Raw genomic sequence first — 18,231 nt, forward strand, 5'->3', positions numbered from 1 at the left:
CCCCTTTCCTGGGCTTATTTATCACCCATTTTATTGTAATTGCTAGTTATACATAAACAAGAGATTTTATGCATAATGTTTTATTGCTGAGAAAAATATTCAGCTGTTGCTTGTTCATCCTTTTTGAGTTGTTCAATCAATTCCTCTACACTAGAAAATTTCACTTGATCTCTTAAAAATTGATTCCAGCGTACTGCGACATGTTCACCATAGATATCTTGATTAAAGTCCAAAATATACAACTCTACAGTCAGCTCCCGTCCTTCACCGAATGTATCATTATGTCCAATTGAACCCATGGCGGGATACCAAGTTTCCCCAATTTTTATTTCCGATACATAAACACCTTCTTTAGGCAAATGAACTGTGCTCTTTACTTTGACATTTGCTGTAGGGAATCCTAGTAGTCTGCCTCGTGCATCGCCATGGACAACTACTCCTTCTACCTCATATGTGCAACCTAATAGTTTTGCTGCTTCTTTTACTTGTCCGCTGTCTAGTAATCCTCGAATACGGGTAGAGCTGATTTTTTCACCTTGTTCTTCTTCTTTAGAAACTGTGACGATTTTGAATCTTCCTTTGGCATATTCAGGAAAATGAGCGACATCTGCAATGTCTTTTGGTCCATACGTATAATCAAAACCGGAAACAGCATATTTTGCATGTAACCCTACGATGTATTGATCAACAAATTCCTGCGGTGCTAAATGAGCAAAAGAAGAAGTAAAATCAACTTCATATAAATAATCTATACCCAAAGCGGCCATTTTTTCTTCTTTTTGCTTAAGGCTAGTCAAATATTTCACGCTGCTAGGATCGATCTTTTTAAAGACAATCGATGGATGCTGATTGAAAGTCATCAATGCTAATTTCAATCCTTCTTTTTGTGCAATTTCCATACCTGTCTTTATGACTTTCTGGTGTCCGATATGCACGCCGTCGAAAAATCCCAGCACTAAAACGACATCGTCTTCTGGAATTTGTTCTGATTGGTAAGGATGTCTGATCTTGATGATATTCATTCGTTATTCCTCATTTCTCAATACTTTACTAGGTTTTAATTTGTTTTTTTCTTTCGGGTTTGGCTGATAGATACTGACAACTTTTCCTTTATAAAACAAAGCAATTTCTTCTGACGGCATTTCTGGGAGCGCAAATACAGTATAATTAAGTCTCATACCGTTTTTTACTTTCTGCCATACTTCATCAGTAATATCTACTCGTTTGAACCGTTCTACTCCTTTTTCTATTGGCAGCAAACAATCATCGATTGTCCCATTTTTCACAGCTTGAGCTACTTCTTCTAATGTCAGAGCATCCTTCTGGCACATACCGGCACTTGCTGTTCGGGTCAGATCAGACATGTGCGCAGGGTAACCAAGTTTCTTGCCTGTATCTACAGCTAATGTGCGGACATAGGTTCCTTTCCCGCATTCTACTTCGAAGCGCCAAGAAATGGTTCCTGTCACTTCGTCTCTTGTCAATTCACTTGTCCGGATAAAACGGTAAATCTGAGCCTTTCTAACAGGCCGCTCCACTGTTTCATTATTGCGGGCATATTCATATAACCGCTTACCGTTGACTTTTACCGCTGAGTACATTGGTGGTATCTGGGTGATCTCACCAATAAATGAAGCCATCACTTCATCTATTTTTTTTTCAGATAAAGACATATCTACTGGTTTTGTTTCTACCCGTTCTCCGGATCGATCTTCCGTCGTTGTACTGAAACCTAGAGTTATCTCGCCTACATAGATTTTCCCAGAATCTGTCAAATATTCGATAACTTTTGTGGCTTTTCCAATACAAATGGGCAACACACCGTCTACGTCTGGGTCAAGCGTACCCCCATGTCCGATTTTTTTCGTATGTAAGATTTTTCTTAATTTGAATACGCAATCATGACTTGTCATTCCGCGTTCTTTCCATAAAGGTAATAACCCGTCCATGTCTTTTCTCCATTTCATTTTTGATTTAACTGAATTATTATAACACATTGCATCAATTACTGACGAATTTGACATCATAATGAACGGTTTTTATTTTTCGGCAATAAAAACGTAACAAAATTCATGCTCACGTAAATAGAAATCATGTTATGCTTTTTTTAAAGGTGGGAATAGAATGGAAGATTTTTTCTTTGCACCATTTGATTGGATTTATGGGTGGCTTACAGGTAAATAGATTGGTTTTCACTTCCCAAAAACGAAAAAAAAGACTGGCCATTCTTCCAGTCTTTTTTCCGTTTTTTTTTTTTTATTTTTTCAGTTTCTTAATCAATGTAAAAAATTCTGTTTTGCGGGATCGATTTTATCATTTTATTGGTCAAGATTTTTCCATTTCCAATCCAATACTTCTGGCAGATCAATACCATTTTCACGAATATAGTTTTGATGTTCTTGTAATTTCTGATCCATTTTTTTCGCAAAATCTTCTGCTTGACTTCCTTTGATTTTTAAAGCTGCGTCTTTTGCCAAATGATAACGATCAAGTTCATTTACTACACGCATGTCAAATGGTGTCGTGATATCTCCATTTTCTTTGTAGCCATGAATCATTAAATGATGGTTATGACGATCAAAGAAAATCGTGCGGACCAATGTTTCATAACCGTGGAAAGCAAATAAGATCGGTTTGTCTTTTGTAAAATATTGATCAAATTCTTCATCGCTCAACCCGCGCGGATCTTGACTTGGATGACGTAATTTCAATAAATCTACGACATTGATGAACCGAATTTTTAGTTTTGGGAATTCTTCCAGCAACAAAGTTACAGCTGCTAATGCTTCTAAGTTAGATTCCGTTCCTGCAGCAGCAATGACCAATTCAGGTTCCTCCTCTTTTGCTGTCGAAGCCCAATCAATGATTTTCAAGCCTTCATTCACTAAGACGGCTGCTTCTTCTGCTGAGTAAAATTGAGCACGCGGATGTTTGGAAGAGATGATCAAATTGATTTTTTCTGACGAGAGGAATGCTTTATCCATGACTGCAAGCAATGTATTTGCATCCGCAGGCAGATATTCACGGATGAACTCCGCCTTCTTTTCTGCCAAATGTGTCAATATTCCTGGATCTTGGTGACTATATCCATTGTGATCTTGCTGGAAGACTGTTGAGCTTGCAATGAGATTTAGCGAAGGATAATCATTTCGCCAAGAAAGGTCATGTGATTTCCGCATCCATTTGAAGTGCTGAGTCAACATAGAATCAACCACTCGCAAGAATGATTCGTAACTTGCAAAAAAACCATGCCGTCCAGTCAGAACGTACCCTTCTAAGAACCCTTCATCTTGGTGTTCCGATAATTGACTGTCGATGACGCGACCAGATGGCGAAAGCCATTCATCATTTTCTGGTTCGATTTTTTCCATCCATTGGCGATTTGTCGTTTTGAAAACTTGATTCAATCGGTTTGATTTTGTTTCATCTGGTCCAAATATACGGAAATTTTCTGGATTTTTCTCAATGATCTCGCGAACGAATTTACCAAGTTCGGTCATATCTTCTGCTTTAATGGAGCCTGGTTTTTCAAATTGCAAAGTATATTTTTTCCAATCTGGCATAATAAGCGGTTTTGGATCGATTCCACCATTGGTGATAGGATTTTTTGCCATTCTTTGGTCACCAATAGGCGCGATTTCTCTGATTTCTTCTAAAACACGTCCTTGTGCATCAAATAATTTTTCTGGTTCATAGGATTTCAGCCAACGGAGTAAAGCATCTGCATGATCCATATGTTCTTGATCTACAGGAATCGGTACTTGGTGTGCTCGGAAGGTTCCTTCAATTGGTTCCCCGTCCCATTCTTTTGGACCGGTCCATCCTTTTGGTGTGCGTACGATCAATACTGGCCATTTTGGCATCACGACATCTGTTGCTGTCTTCAGGCGAGCTTCTTTTTGGATGGATTTAATTTTCTCGATTGCTTGATCCATTTTTTCAGCCATAACAGGATTTAATTTTTCTGGATCATTTCCTTCAATAAAGAAAGGTTCCCAGCCAAGTCCGTTAAAGTAATTTGCTAATTCTCCATCTGATTTACGTGCCAAGATCGTTGGGTTGGCTATTTTTGCACCATTTAAATGAAGGATCGGTAAAACAGCTCCATCTATCACTGGATTGATAAAGACATTTGAGAACCAGCTTCCAGCTAAAGGACCGGTTTCTGCTTCACCATCACCAATCACGACAGCAGAGATTACTTCAGGATTGTCTAATACAGCTCCGACTGCATGTGAAAGAGAGTATCCAAGCTCTCCGCCTTCATGGATAGAACCTGGTGTTTCTGGTGCTGCATGAGAAGCAATGCCTCCAGGAAATGAAAATCGTTTGAATAATTTTTGCATTCCTGTCTCATCCTCCGTTACTTCTGGATAGATCTCTGTGTAACTTCCATCTAAATAAGCATTCGATACCATGACTTGTCCGCCGTGTCCTGGCCCTTCAATATAAAACATGTTCAAATCATATTTATTGATGACTCGGTTCAAATGGACATAAATAAAATTTTGGCCAGGAATCGTTCCCCAATGACCGATTGGATGTTTTTTGACATCTTCTGGTTTCAGTGTACGTCTCAGTAAGGGGTTATCTTTAAGATAAAGTTGCCCAACAGAAAGATAATTAGCAGCACGCCACCAAGCCGTCATTTTATCAAAGTATTCTTTACTAGAATAATCCATACATAACACTCCTTTTCATTATTACTCCTATTCTAGCGCAGATACTCCTAATTGAAACCTAATAAGCACTTCTGTTCATTTGTTTGGATTTTATATCTAGCCAAATGAACAGGTATAAAAAACCACGAAATTTTTCCTTTCGCTGACGTTTTTTACATTGATCCAAAAAACTTATCGTTATCACAATGGCTGTTCCGCAGTTCATTTCGCTCCTCATCATGCGTAATTTGCTGAATGACGCTGGGCCAGTTAACACATTGCTGGAAAACTGGGGCTGGATCGAGCAATTCCTTTCCTGATTGATCCGTTTTATGTAAAAGTCTCTGTTATCTTTGTCAATATGTGAATTGGTATCCCAGCTACTATGCTAATTTCTACAGGGATTATCCAAAATTTGGATCGTGACCAAATCGAAGCGGCGTAATCGGAAATATCAATAACTTCAACGTGGTTTTTCTTTTAACTGTCGGCGGACCGACAATTCAAACTTTTATGGTGCAGGTTCCACTGATCTTCTAGTTACTTGGCTATACCTGACTGTCACTAAAATAGATTACAATCTAGCTTCCGTTATCGGTATCTTGATCTTTATCTATATGCAAAAATTTATATACTACTAGAAAAAAGAAAGTCGAATTTTTTACTTTTCTTTTTCTCTTTTTTGGTTAGCTGACACGCTACCAGACTAAAGTCATGGAACTCTTAGGTAATACGTCTTAATGAAAACAAAAAAATCCCGCAACCCCTGATTTCACAGGATTTGCGGGATTTTTTGATTAGTCTTTGTTCAAGTCGCGAAGCAATTCATCGATATGGTTGCCATAGACAACTGATTCATCAAGTTCAAAGAACAATTCAGGTGTCTTATAAATACTTAGATTGTGCCCTAACTCTCGACGAATCAATCCTGATGCTTTATTCAATCCATCTTGTGCTTTTTTCTTATCTGATGCTAAGTCAGATAAAATGCTGTAATAGATCGTTGCTTGCTGTAAGTCCCCCGTAACTTTCACATCTGTGATCGTTACGTTCTCCACACGAGGGTCACGGACCTTTTTGCGCAAAATATCATTGACTTCTTTTAAGATTTCTTGACCGACTCGGCGGTCACGGTAGTTAGCCATAATGATTGGCCTCCTTTTATCAGTTTTTAGTCATTTTTGACTTCTTCCATGATAAATCCTTCAATTACGTCATCTACTTTGATGTCATTGAATTTTTCAATCATTGCACCACATTCATAACCCATTTTGACTTCTTTCACGTCATCTTTGAATCGTTTCAGACTTGCAAGTTGGCCTTCATAGATTACGATTCCGTCACGGATTACACGGACACCGCTATCTCTACGAATATATCCTTCTGTTACATAGGCACCTGCAATCGTACCAACTTTAGAAACTTTGAAGGTTTCACGAACGATCATTTGACCGGTGATTTTTTCTTCAAATTCAGGGTCTAGCATCCCTTTCATCGCAGTTTCGATTTCTTCGATGGCTTTATAGATGATACGGTGAAGACGAATATCGACTTCTTCAGTATCAGCTTGCACTTTTGCCTGCGGTGTAGGACGAACGTTGAAACCGATGATAATAGCGTTGCTGGCTGCTGCTAAGGTTACATCACTTTCATTGATTGCTCCGACAGCTGAATGGACGATTTTTACACGGACACCTTCCACATCAATCTTCTTCAATGATGCAGCCAGTGCTTCTGCTGAACCTTGAACGTCGGCTTTGATAATGACGTTAACTTCTTTCAATTCGCCTTCTTTCAGGCTTTCAAACAAGTTGTCCAAGGTTACACGGCTGCTTGCAGCACGGTTTTCCAATAATGCACGTTTTGCGCGTTCTTCACCCGCTGCACGTGCTGTCTTTTCGTCTTCGAAGACTACGAAACGGTCACCTGCTTGAGGTACATCATTCAAGCCAGTGATTTCTACTGGCGTTGCAGGTCCTGCTTCTTTATCCCGACGGCCAAGATCGTTTGTCATTACACGGACACGTCCGTAAGTATTGCCTACAACGATTGGGTCACCAACATGAAGTGTTCCTTCTTGGACAAGTAAGGTTGACACAGGACCTTTACCTTTATCAAGACGTGCTTCGATCACTGTTCCGATTGCGCGTTGTGTTGGATCTGCTTTTAAATCTTCTACTTCTGCGACTAACAAGATCATTTCCAGCAATTCTTCAATGTTTTGGCCGAATTTCGCTGAGATCTCAACAAAGATCGTTTCTCCACCCCATGCTTCAGGAATTAACTCATACTCACTTAATTCTTGCATAACATGTTGAGGGTTTGCACCTGGTTTATCAATTTTATTTACAGCGACGATGATTGGAACGCCTGCAGCTTTGGCATGGTTGATTGCTTCAACTGTTTGTGGCATGACGCCATCATCTGCAGCAACAACTAAAATCGTGATATCTGTGATACTTGCTCCACGTGCACGCATACTTGTAAAGGCAGCATGTCCTGGTGTATCCAAGAAAGTGATTGGTTTACCATCAATATCGATCTGGTAGGCACCGATATGCTGCGTGATTCCGCCTGCTTCTCCGCTTGTTACACGTGAATGGCGTAATGTATCCAATAAAGTTGTTTTCCCATGGTCTACGTGTCCCATAATCGTTACTACTGGCGGACGTGAGACTAATTTATCTGGATCGACTTCTTCTGCCTCGAAGAATTTATCGATATCAGCAATGTCAACTTGGACTTTTTCTTGTGGTTCCATGCCATAGTCCGTCGCTAACAGTTCAATCGTATCTTTATCCAGTGCTTGGTTTTGATTGACCATGACACCAAGCATAAATAATTTTTTAATGATTTCTGCTGGCTCACGATGAATTTTTTTCGCAATATCTGCTACGTTCATACCTTCAGTATACTCTAATACATCTGGCAATTCACGGAATTTGCGTGGTGGTACAGCTGGTTTAGTTGATTGTTGCTGTTTGCCTTTTTTACCTTTTTTATTATAACGATTACGGTTATTATTATTAAATTTGCCGCGATTGTTATTGTTTGGTTTGTTGTTATTGTTAGTACGGTTTTGATTGCCGCCTTGGCTCGTTCCTTGACGATTTTGGCTGCTGGTATTTCCCGTATTATTTTGGTTTGTTGTTGGTTTTTTTCCTTGATTCACTTGACCGCTCCCTTGACCGCGATCTTGATAACTGCGGTTATTTTTATTTTTTTGTTGATTGTTCGTTGTTTCTTTTTTACGTTGATCGTTCGGCTGTTGATTGGCTGGTTTTCTGCTTGCTTGTTGTGCAGCTTGTTGTTTCGTGCTTGGGTTTTTGAACGCTTGTTGCAATTTCTTCTCATCACTGCTAGTAATCGCACCCATATGGTTTTTCACATCGATGCCAAGTTGTTGTGCTTTTTCCACGACGTCTTTACTAGATTTTTTGAGTTCTTTTGCTAATTCATAGATTCTTTTGTTGCCCATGCAATCACCTTCCTAACCTTCAATTAGCTCCTTGGTCTTCTTCGCAAATCCGGCATCCATTATTCCGAATACCTTGCGAGGTTTTCCGATCATCTGCGTGATTTCTGCTTCAGAAAATAGCTCAAAGCAAGGAACTTCATAATATGAACTCTTATCTTTTATCTTTTTTCTTGTATTCTCGCTTGCATCGGTTGCCACAAACACCAATTTTGCTTTTTGTTTGCGGATTTCAGCAATGGTCAGTTCTTCACCCGTGATTAGTTTTCCCGCGCGCATCGCTAGACCGATGAGATTCATGGCTTTTTGCCGATTAACTGTATTCATTTTCCAAATAACTCTTTACGTGCTTTTTGGTGAGTGACATAGTCAAGAAGTTCTTGATAAAACTCATCTGTTAATGTTGTTTCGAGTACTCGATCGAGAATTTTTTTATCCCAAGCTTGTTGTACTTCTTCCGGCTCAAGTGAGACATACGCTCCTCGTCCAGGCATTTTTCCAGTTGGATCGATCGATACTTCCCCTTCTTTTGAACGGGTGATTCGGACCATCTCTTTTTTAGGTTTCATTTCACCTGAAACCACGGATTTGCGTAAAGGAATTTTCCTTTGTTTCATCTCTTTGCCTCCTTACTAAAGTTAAGCTTCTGGTTTTTCTTCGACCGTTTCATTGTTGAATGCAATTGTTTCATATTCATCGTCTGTTAAATCTGACTGAACGATTGCTTCATCATGCAGTTCTTCTGTTTCTTTTTGTTGTTCTTGATTTTCATAAAATTCCGTCATGTCAGATTCTGATTTGATATCGATTTTATGGTTAGTCAATTTAGCAGCTAAACGTGCATTTTGTCCGCGTTTACCGATTGCTAGCGATAATTGGTAGTCTGGAACGACAACTGTGCAGGCCTTTGGATTTGTCTCATCGAAGATCACATCCATGACTTGTGCAGGATTCAATGCATTTGCAATGAATACAGCTGGATCTTCATTCCATTCGACGATATCCATGTTTTCGCCTTTTAATTCATTGACGATTGCTTGAACTCGTTGTCCCTTTGGCCCGACACATGTACCGACTGCATCGATATTTGGATCATTTGAGCGAACTGCCACTTTTGAACGATCGCCAGCTTCACGGGCGATGCTGACAATTTCAACGATTCCATCATAGACTTCTGGTACTTCTTGTTCAAATAAGCGACGCAATAGGTCTGGATGGCTGCGGCTAACAAATACTTGCGGACCTTTAGACGTATTTTCTACTCGGGAAACATAAACTTTGATTCGATCATGTGGTTGATAAAATTCATTTGGCATTTGATCTTGTTTAGAAAGAACTGCCTCAATTTTACCAAGATTGACATAAATATAACGTTTATCCTGGCGTTCGACGATTCCTTGCATGATGTCTTTTTCATAAGCACTGAATTCGTTATAAATAATCGTTCTTTCTGCTTCACGTACACGCTGTAAAATAACTTGTTTAGCCGTTTGCGCAGCGATCCGCCCAAAATCTTTTGGTGTTACTTCAAAACGGATCGTATCACCGATCTCATATGCTGGATTGATTAAAAGTGCATCTTTCAATGAGACTTCCAACTGTGAATCCATCACTTCTTCCGTTACTTCTTTTACCGCATAGACATGGATCTTTCCTTTTTTCTGATCAAATTCCACTTCGACGTTTTGTGCTTGGCCATAGTGACGTTTGTATGCAGAAACCAATGCTGCTTCTAAAGCATCGATCACGATTTCTTTTGAGATCCCTTTTTCAGCTTCTAAAGCGTCTAACGCATTTAACATTTCTTTACTCATTTTTTTCTGATTCCTCTCCGTGATTAAAATTGGATAGCTAAGCGAGCTTTTGCAATATTTTTTCGGTCAAAAGTCAATTCTTTTTCTCGTGTTTTTATGCGTATTTTCAATGTAAGCTGTTCAGCATCAAATGATTGAAGAAATCCTTCATATTGTTTTTCGCCATCTACTGGTTGGTATAAGGAGACATGGACATAATCACCAAGTGCCTTTTCATAGTCGCTTTCTTTTTTCAATGGCCGCTCTGCTCCCGGGGAGGATACCTCCAGGAAATAAGCTTGAGGAATCGGATCTGGATCTGCTGCATCAAGTTTTTCACTCAGTTTCTCACTGACAAAGGCGCATTCTTCGATATCGATACCGCCTTCTTTGTCAATAAATACTCGTAAGAACCAGCTTTTTCCTTCTTTTACAAATTCGACTTCGACAAGTTCAAAATTTTGTTCATCTAAAATCGGTGTCACCATTTCTGTGACTGTTTCAACGACGCTACTCAAAAGTTTCGCCTCCTTAAAAATTAAGTGCGTAATTCCATTAAAAAGAGTGAGCGAAAAATCCGCTCACTCAGAGTTAGTATCATTACCTATAAGAACTATACCATACTCTGCTTAAAATTACAAGCAGACAGGAAAACAGATGCTTATAGCATATCGAATAACGATAATTGATTTTCATCTGGTAGATCTTTCAATACGCCATTGTCGTTCATATATTCGATCAATGTTTTTGAAACTTTACCGCGGGTGGCAAGATCTTCTTTGGATAAAAATGGACCGTCTTTTCTTGCTTCAACGATTTGTTTTGCCACGTTGGTTCCCAAACTTGGGACAGCTCTAAATGGTGCGATCAACGTATCACCTTCAATAACAAAGTTAACGGCATCCGATTTATACAAATCAATCATTCCAAATTTGAATCCTCGTTCCAGCATTTCATTGGCTAACTCCAGCACTGTCAGTTGATTCTTTTCTTTTACGGAAGCATCTAATCCTTTGTCCGTGATTTCTTTCATTGCTTGTTTCACAGCATCTTTTCCTTTGCACATGGAGACTAGATCAAAGTCGTCTGCACGTACAGAAAAGTATGCACAGTAATACAAAATAGGGAAATAAACCTTGAAATAAGCGACACGAAGAGCCATCAATACGTAAGCTGCAGCATGGGCTTTCGGAAACATATATTTGATTTTTGAACAAGAATCGATATACCAGTCGGGCACATTATTTTCTTTCATCGCCGATAGATAGGTTTCTCGCAATTCATCAGGGATCTTGTTCCATTGTCCTTTACGAACAGTTTCCATGATCTTAAATGCCATCCCGCTGTCCAATCCAGCATGAATCAAATAAACCATGATATCATCACGACAGCCGATTACTTCCGCCAATGTCGCATCCCCACGTCGAATCAATTCTTCGGCATTTCCTAACCATACATCTGTACCATGAGATAGTCCGGATATTTGAAGTAGTTCTGCAAAAGTTGTAGGATGTGTTTCTTCTAGCATTCCTCGAACAAAACGAGTGCCGAATTCTGGAATACCTAATGTTCCTGTTTTAGAATAAATCTGTTCCTGGGTTACCCCTAGTACTTCAGGGCCAGCAAATATCCGCATCACTTCCGGGTCATCTGTGGGAATCGTTTGTGGATCAATCCCTGATAAATCTTGAAGCATCCGTATAACAGTTGGGTCATCGTGTCCTAGAATATCCAATTTCAATACATTATCGTGAATTGAGTGGAAATCAAAATGGGTCGTTTTCCATTCCGAATTTTGATCGTCTGCTGGATATTGGATCGGCGTAAAATCGTAGACATCCATATAATCTGGAATAACGATGATCCCCCCAGGATGCTGACCAGTTGTCCGTTTGACTCCTGTTGCACCCTTTGCCAATCTGTCGACTTCTGCACTTCGAAACTGCAGATTATTGTCCCTTTCATAACCTTTTACATACCCATATGCTGTTTTATCGGCGACTGTACCAATCGTTCCGGCACGGTAAACATAGTCTTCACCAAACAATACTTTCGTATAGTTATGTGCTTCTGCTTGATAATCACCTGAGAAGTTCAAATCAATATCGGGCACTTTGTCTCCATGGAATCCTAAAAATGTCTCAAATGGGATATCATGACCATCTTTATTTAAGCGTGCACCACATTTTGGACATTGTTTTTCTGGCATATCAAATCCAGAACCGTATGTGCCATCTTCAAAGAACTCGGAATATTGGCACTCTGGACAGTAATAATGGGGAGCTAAAGGATTCACTTCAGTGATCCCAGTCATCGTTGCAACAAAGCTAGAGCCAACAGAGCCACGTGAACCTACTAGATAGCCATCTTCATTACTTTTATGCACAAGTTTTTGGGCGATCAGATAAATAACCGAGAAGCCATTACCATTAATAGAATTCAACTCTTTTTCTAATCGTTTTTGGATAATTTCAGGTAACGGATCTCCGTACATTTGTTTTGCTTTTGTGTAACTCAATTCTGATATCTCATCTTCTGAACCTGGAATCTTCGGTGTATAAAGCTCATCTTTGACTGGAATCACTTCTTCGCAGATATCTGCGATTTTATTCGTATTATCCACTACGATCTCTTTTGCTGTTTCTTCCCCCAAAAAGTGAAAAGCGGTGAGCATCTCATCGGTTGTTCGGAAATGGACATCTGGCAAACTATGACGATTCAACGGATTCGCTCCGCCCATAGAATTGATCAAAATTTTTCGGTAAATGGCATCTTCTTCGTTGAGATAATGAACGTTGCCTGTTGCAACAACGATTTTATCCAAACTTTTTCCGATTTCTACTAAGTTTTGGATAATTTCTTCCAAATCATGTTCATTTTTTACCAATTCTTGCTCGATCAAAGGTGCATAGACTGCTTTTGGCATAACTTCAATATAATCGTAGAATTTTGCTCGGTTTCTTGCCTCTTCTACCCCTTTTTGCATCATGGCTTCGAAGATTTCTCCCTTATCACAAGCTGAGCCGATCAATAGATTTTCCCGCATCTTTTTCAATTGGGAGCGTGGTATTCGCGGGACACGTTCGAAGTATTCGACATTCGACATTGAAATCAGTTTGAACAAATCTTTCAGTCCTGCCTGATTCTTTGCTAAAATCGTTACATGGAAAGGTCGGGCTCGTTTGTAAGAATCTCCTTCTCCGATATGCTCATTTAGCTGATCATGATAAAGCATGTGATGACTGTCCATTGCCTCTTTCACAAAGATCCAAGCTAAGTGACCTGTTGCTTCAGCATCATAGATTGCTCGGTGATGCTGTTCCAAGCTGACACCAAATTTTTTGGATAACACACCTAATCCGAAACGTTTGAATTGCGGATATAGATATCTGGCTAATTCTAAGGTATCAATAACTGGATTGGTTGCTTCAGGAATGCCATATCTTGCGTAGCTAGTATTCAAGAATCCCATATCAAAAGCCGCGTTGTGGGCTACCAGAATTGTACCTTTTGAAAATTCAAGGAACATCCGCAAGACTTCTTCTTCTGACTTCGATCCTCGAACCATTTCATCCGTAATACCTGTCAAATCCACCGTTGTTCGGGATAAAGGATGTCCTGGATCGATAAATTCATCAAAGCTTTCGATCACATTTCCTTTGTACATTTTGACTGCAGCGAGCTCGATGATGGTATCGTATACCGCAGACAATCCTGTCGTTTCCACGTCAAATACGACATATGTGGCTTCGTTCAATGCTTCATGCGCATCATTATAAGCAATTGGGACACCATCATCTACGACATTTGCTTCCACACCGTATAAGATTTTCACGCCTGCTTTTTTCCCGGCACTATGAGCTTCTGGAAAGGCTTGCGCACCACCATGGTCTGTAATGGCGATAGCTCGGTGTCCCCATTTCCCTGCCTGTGCCACAAGATCAGAGATGCTGTTTGTTGCATCCATCGTACTCATATTGCTATGAACATGAAGCTCTACTCGTTTTTCCCCTTCAGGAGCATAATCTTTGCGAGGTGTATGTTTGACTTCTATGATATCTTGCGCATTCATGACCAAATCACGGACAAACGTATCTTCTTGGATACTTCCACGTACCTTTAGCCAACTGCCGACACTGATCGCATCAAATATCTGTTCATCTTTTTCGCCATTTGAGAATTTTTTGACGATAAATGATGAAGTATAATCTGTGATTTTCAAAGTCAAGATCTTGCGTTTTGAGCGTAGTTCTCTGACTTCTTTATCGAACACATACCCTTCAAGAGTGACTCGCCGTTCTTCTTCGACGATATTGATCATTGGTGTTGTGGGCTCATCTGCTGGAATATTTCGTCCTAGCTGGATGGGTCCTTCAAGAGCTGGTGACTGTTCTTTTCTTTCTTTTTTCTTTTGCTCATGAACAACTAGACTTTCAGCTGCTTGCTTCATAAAGGCTTCTGCCTGTTCTTGTTTACGTTCTTCAAAAAGTTTCAATACACGTTCCGCTTGCTGCTCATCCACTTCTGGTTCGATACGAAATTTCGGGAATCCGTAACTGACGAACAACTCTTCTACTAACGGTAAGTATTGCTGTTTCAAATATGAAATAGCCCCTGTACTGTCGATTGGCAAGATGACTTTACGATCTTTTATCACAGGTACTTGCGTTTTCAATACTTGCTGTGCTAGTGGTGTATCGCATTGCTGATTTTCCAAAGCTTGGGCCCAGTAATCTTGCAAGAGCTGTTCATCGAATGTCTGGTCATCTGCTAAGATGTTCAATTTGACTTGTGCAATCTCTTTAAAAGCGACAGTCAGATGCTGAGCCAATGACCGATACAGCATAATAGGCAAAATTTTAGAAAAATGCAGCGTAAATTCCCATAAACGCGATTTACGATGGACCACTACACTATCCATTTCACCAGCAGTAAGCAGTGGATGATTTTTTTCTGCTTCCTCTAGTTGGATTTGTTCCAACAGTTTTTCAAATAAATCTCGTTTTTCTGACAAAGATATACGCCCTTTCTGATGAGAAACTATGCAATTGATTACATCGTATCCTCTTCTTTTTCAGTACCTTTTAGTATACTCGTTTTTTCTGAGTTTTACATTAAAAAATTGGAACTGTGATTCACATCACAGTTCCAATTTTAAAAGCGAAACATCAGGTTGTCAAAAACAGCTGATTCAGCTATTTTACTTTTCTGTGTTTTAACGCTTATTATTCGCCTTGGTTCAAGAGGATTGGTAAAGTATTCGCCAATTCTTCTTTACGTACTTCAACCATTTCGCCAGTTTTCTTGATTTTCACTTCTACGATTCCATCCACTGCTTTTTTACCGACAGTAATTCTGATTGGACAGCCAATCAAATCAGAATCCGCGAATTTCACTCCTGCGCGTTCATTTCTATCATCAACCAGTACTTCATAGCCAGCTTTTGTCATCGCTTCTTCTAGTTCATTCGTCAAGTTTGTTTGGTATTCGTCTTTTAGATTCATTTGGACGATATGCAGATCAAATGGCGCAATTCCTTTTGGCCAATTGATTCCTTGTTCATCTGAATGTTGTTCTACGATTGCTGATAATAAACGGCTCACACCGATACCATAACAGCCCATAATCACAAATTTTTCCCGTCCGTTTTCGTCTAGAACGGTTGCTCCCATAGATTCACTGTAACGAGTGCCAATTTTGAAGATATGTCCGATTTCGATTCCTCGTGTAAAGGCAAGAACACCGTTGTTGTCTGGTGAAGGATCGCCTTCTTGTACAAAACGAAGATCTTCATAAGAAAGCACAGTGAAATCGCGTTCTGGATTCACATTTTTATAGTGGAATCCTGTTTCGTTCGCTCCAGTAATGGCATTCGCTAAATCTTGGACATAACGGTCTGCATATACTTTTACGTCATCTGAAACACCGATTGGTCCGACAGAACCAAACTCAGCACCTAGATATTTTTGTGCTTCTTCTTCCGTCGCTTCTTCTAAAAAGTCAGCAGATAGATAGTTTTTCAGTTTTACGTCATTGACTTCATGGTCTCCGCGTACCAAAACAAGGACAGGTTGTTCATCCGCAATGAACAATACAGACTTGATAATTTTTTGAGGTTCAACAGAAAAGAAATCTGCTACTTCATCAATTGATTTTACGTTAGGTGTAGCTACTTTCTCTAATTCAAGCTGTGTTTCATGCGATTTTTTTGATACATAGTAGCTTGTAGCCATCTCCAAGTTTGCAGCATAATCACTTTCAGTCGAATAACAGATCGTATCCTCCCCAATCTCTGAGATCGCCATGAATTCCTTTGAGTCTTTTCCGCCCATTGCACCACCGTCTCCGATGATCGAACGAAATTCCAAACCGCAACGCTTGAAGACTTCGGTATAGGCTTTTTCATAATCTTTATATGTTTCGTCTAAACTTTCTTCTGTTGCATGGAAAGAATACGCATCTTTCATGATAAACTCACGTCCGCGAAGCAAACCAAAGCGAGGACGTTTTTCGTCACGATACTTAGGTTGGATTTGATAAAGATTCAAAGGTAATTTCTTATACGAATTGATTTCATTACGCATCAAATCAGTGAAAGTTTCTTCGTGAGTTGGTCCAAGAATCATTTTTCGATCATTACGGTCCTTGAAACGATACAAGTTTGGGCCATATGTTTCATAACGTCCTGACTCTTCCCAAAGTTCTGCTGGTAAGATGGCAGGCATCAGCATCTCTACCGCACCGATTTTTTCAAATTCTTCCCGCATGATACGTTTCAGCTTTTCTAACACACGATTTGCTAATGGCAGATAAGAATAGATACCCGCTGATACTTGACGGATATATCCAGCTCTTAGCAAGATTTGATGACTTAATACTTCTGCATCATTTGGAACTTCACGTAATGTTGGAATCAACATTTTTGATTGTCTCATTCTATATACTCCTTTATTTCCTCAAAATAGTTATCGTTTGTTATTATACCCTATTTGTCAACTTTTTCTAGAAAAAGAATCGTTGAATATCGTTCCATGTAACTAGCACCATCAACAACATTAAAAATCCAAAGCCAGCTAATGTCAATATTCCTTCTTTTTCTTGACTTAATGGTTTTCCACGAATCCCTTCAAAAATATTCAACACTAATTTCCCACCATCTAAGGCAGGGATTGGAAGCAGATTGACGATTCCCAGGTTCATTGAAAGAAGCGCCATCAAACCAATAACAGTTGTTACACCTTGGTTTGCTGCTTCTGAAGACAATTGGTACATCATAACAGGTCCGCCTAATTTATCTAAACTAAAACCTGTAAACAGTGATCCTAAGGCTTTGAAAATTTCCAATGAACCGCTAAAAGCTTGACGTGTTCCGCCGATGATCTTATCCATAAAACCTGTATTCATTGGGGCTTGTATGCCAAGTTGGCCAACTTTTTCGCCATTTGACTCTACAGATTTCGGTGTCACGTCGACAGATTGCATCTTACCTTCTCGTTCGATCTCAAAATCTAATGTTTTACCTGGATTTTTCGTGATGACTGTTGTCAAATCGTTCCAAGAGTGGATTTCTTTACCGTCCACACTAACTACCTTATCATTTTCTTTTAAGCCTGCTTCTGCCGCAGCACCATTAGGGATAATCTCTCCTACACGATTAGTATTTGTCACTTGAACACCGCCTTGCATGAATGCAAGAATAATGAATAACACGATTGCCAAGATAAAGTTATTCATCGGACCGGCAAAATTGGTCAGCATACGCTGCCACAGTTTAGCCGATTGGAACTGTACATCTTTTGGTGCAATTCTGATTTCTGTTCCGTCGGTTTCAATAATCGTCGCATCGTGATCGACAGGATAGGTCACTACTTCTGTTTCATCCCCATTCACATAACCAGTGATAGTTAGCTCATCTTCTAAATCATAACGGCTCAATTCCATCGGGATAGCATTTGTCAATTGGATTTTCTTACTTAAATTTATCTTCTCTACGATGCCGTCAGAATTTAGTAAAAGAGAAAGAGGCATACCTGGTGCCATTTCTGTTTCATCATCCCCATTGCCTGCCATTCGAACATAACCGCCAATAGGTAATAGGCGAAGCGTATATGTTGTCCCGTCTTTTGCTTGATGCCCATAAATTTTCGGACCCATACCGATAGCAAATTCGCGAACGAGGATTCCTGATCGTTTCGCAAAGAAGAAATGACCAAACTCATGAACAATCACTAATATACCAAAAACAATGATAAATGTTAGTATCGTTTTCATAGCTTTTTTCTCCTTTACTTGTTTTTTGTGT

At 39.6% G+C, this 18,231-nt stretch carries 12 protein-coding genes and 1 pseudogene; 1 reads left to right on the top strand and 12 read right to left on the bottom strand.

From position 1 onward, the window contains the following. Positions 1–80 precede the first annotated feature (80 nt). The 3 genes from ribF to RG571_RS06300 all read right to left on the bottom strand — a co-directional run bounded on the left by ribF (position 81) and on the right by RG571_RS06300 (position 4,682). Positions 81–1,022, bottom strand: coding sequence for a riboflavin biosynthesis protein RibF (ribF, locus tag RG571_RS06290; RefSeq protein ID WP_002301258.1), 942 nt, complete (start codon positions 1,020–1,022; stop codon positions 81–83). Positions 1,023–1,025: 3 nt separating this feature from the next. After that, positions 1,026–1,949 carry a tRNA pseudouridine(55) synthase TruB gene (gene truB, locus RG571_RS06295; protein ID WP_002338818.1) on the bottom strand — a complete coding sequence of 308 codons (924 nt, stop codon included), beginning with the start codon at positions 1,947–1,949 and terminating at the stop codon, positions 1,026–1,028. A gap of 369 nt (positions 1,950–2,318) precedes the next feature. After that, entirely contained in the window at positions 2,319–4,682 is a 2,364-nt protein-coding gene (locus tag RG571_RS06300) for a phosphoketolase (RefSeq protein ID WP_002338819.1), read from the bottom strand. A gap of 164 nt (positions 4,683–4,846) precedes the next feature. Between RG571_RS06300 and RG571_RS06305 the strand changes: the two are divergent. Next, positions 4,847–5,302, top strand: a pseudogene (locus RG571_RS06305) (sugar ABC transporter permease); the annotation flags it as partial. Positions 5,303–5,458: 156 nt separating this feature from the next. On the opposite strand, the gene rbfA reads toward RG571_RS06305, so the two are convergent. From rbfA to rseP, 9 genes are all read right to left on the bottom strand, one after another. Then, on the bottom strand, positions 5,459–5,806 hold the full coding sequence (gene rbfA / locus RG571_RS06310; protein WP_002294142.1) for a 30S ribosome-binding factor RbfA: 348 nt from the start codon (positions 5,804–5,806) through the stop codon (positions 5,459–5,461). 26 nt (positions 5,807–5,832) lie between these two features. Further along, positions 5,833–8,139 carry a translation initiation factor IF-2 gene (gene infB, locus RG571_RS06315; RefSeq protein WP_002338820.1) on the bottom strand — a complete coding sequence of 769 codons (2,307 nt, stop codon included), beginning with the start codon at positions 8,137–8,139 and terminating at the stop codon, positions 5,833–5,835. Positions 8,140–8,151: 12 nt separating this feature from the next. After that, positions 8,152–8,463 (bottom strand): YlxQ-related RNA-binding protein, encoded by a 312-nt coding sequence (locus tag RG571_RS06320; protein ID WP_002288509.1) that lies wholly within the window; start codon positions 8,461–8,463, stop codon positions 8,152–8,154. Further along, a complete protein-coding gene (gene rnpM / locus RG571_RS06325) occupies positions 8,460–8,753 on the bottom strand; it encodes an RNase P modulator RnpM (RefSeq protein WP_002288501.1) in 294 nt (97 codons plus the stop codon). The genes RG571_RS06320 and rnpM overlap by 4 nt, the downstream gene beginning before the upstream one ends. Before the next feature lie 21 nt (positions 8,754–8,774). Next, positions 8,775–9,950 carry a transcription termination factor NusA gene (gene nusA, locus RG571_RS06330; RefSeq protein ID WP_002288500.1) on the bottom strand — a complete coding sequence of 392 codons (1,176 nt, stop codon included), beginning with the start codon at positions 9,948–9,950 and terminating at the stop codon, positions 8,775–8,777. Between the two features lie 23 nt (positions 9,951–9,973). Beyond that, positions 9,974–10,447: a ribosome maturation factor RimP gene (rimP, locus tag RG571_RS06335; RefSeq protein ID WP_002288499.1), complete on the bottom strand. Its 474-nt coding sequence runs from the start codon at positions 10,445–10,447 to the stop codon at positions 9,974–9,976. A gap of 143 nt (positions 10,448–10,590) precedes the next feature. Beyond that, positions 10,591–14,943, bottom strand: coding sequence for a PolC-type DNA polymerase III (locus tag RG571_RS06340; protein ID WP_002338821.1), 4,353 nt, complete (start codon positions 14,941–14,943; stop codon positions 10,591–10,593). A gap of 211 nt (positions 14,944–15,154) precedes the next feature. Continuing rightward, entirely contained in the window at positions 15,155–16,864 is a 1,710-nt protein-coding gene (locus tag RG571_RS06345) for a proline--tRNA ligase (RefSeq protein WP_002314809.1), read from the bottom strand. 67 nt (positions 16,865–16,931) lie between these two features. Beyond that, on the bottom strand, positions 16,932–18,200 hold the full coding sequence (rseP, locus tag RG571_RS06350) for an RIP metalloprotease RseP (RefSeq protein ID WP_002338823.1): 1,269 nt from the start codon (positions 18,198–18,200) through the stop codon (positions 16,932–16,934). Positions 18,201–18,231: the final 31 nt, after the last annotated feature.

Origin of the sequence: Enterococcus sp. FR204 (assembly GCF_031143325.1) — a bacterium.
GTDB classification, from domain to species: Bacteria; Bacillota; Bacilli; order Lactobacillales; family Enterococcaceae; genus Enterococcus_B; species Enterococcus_B faecium.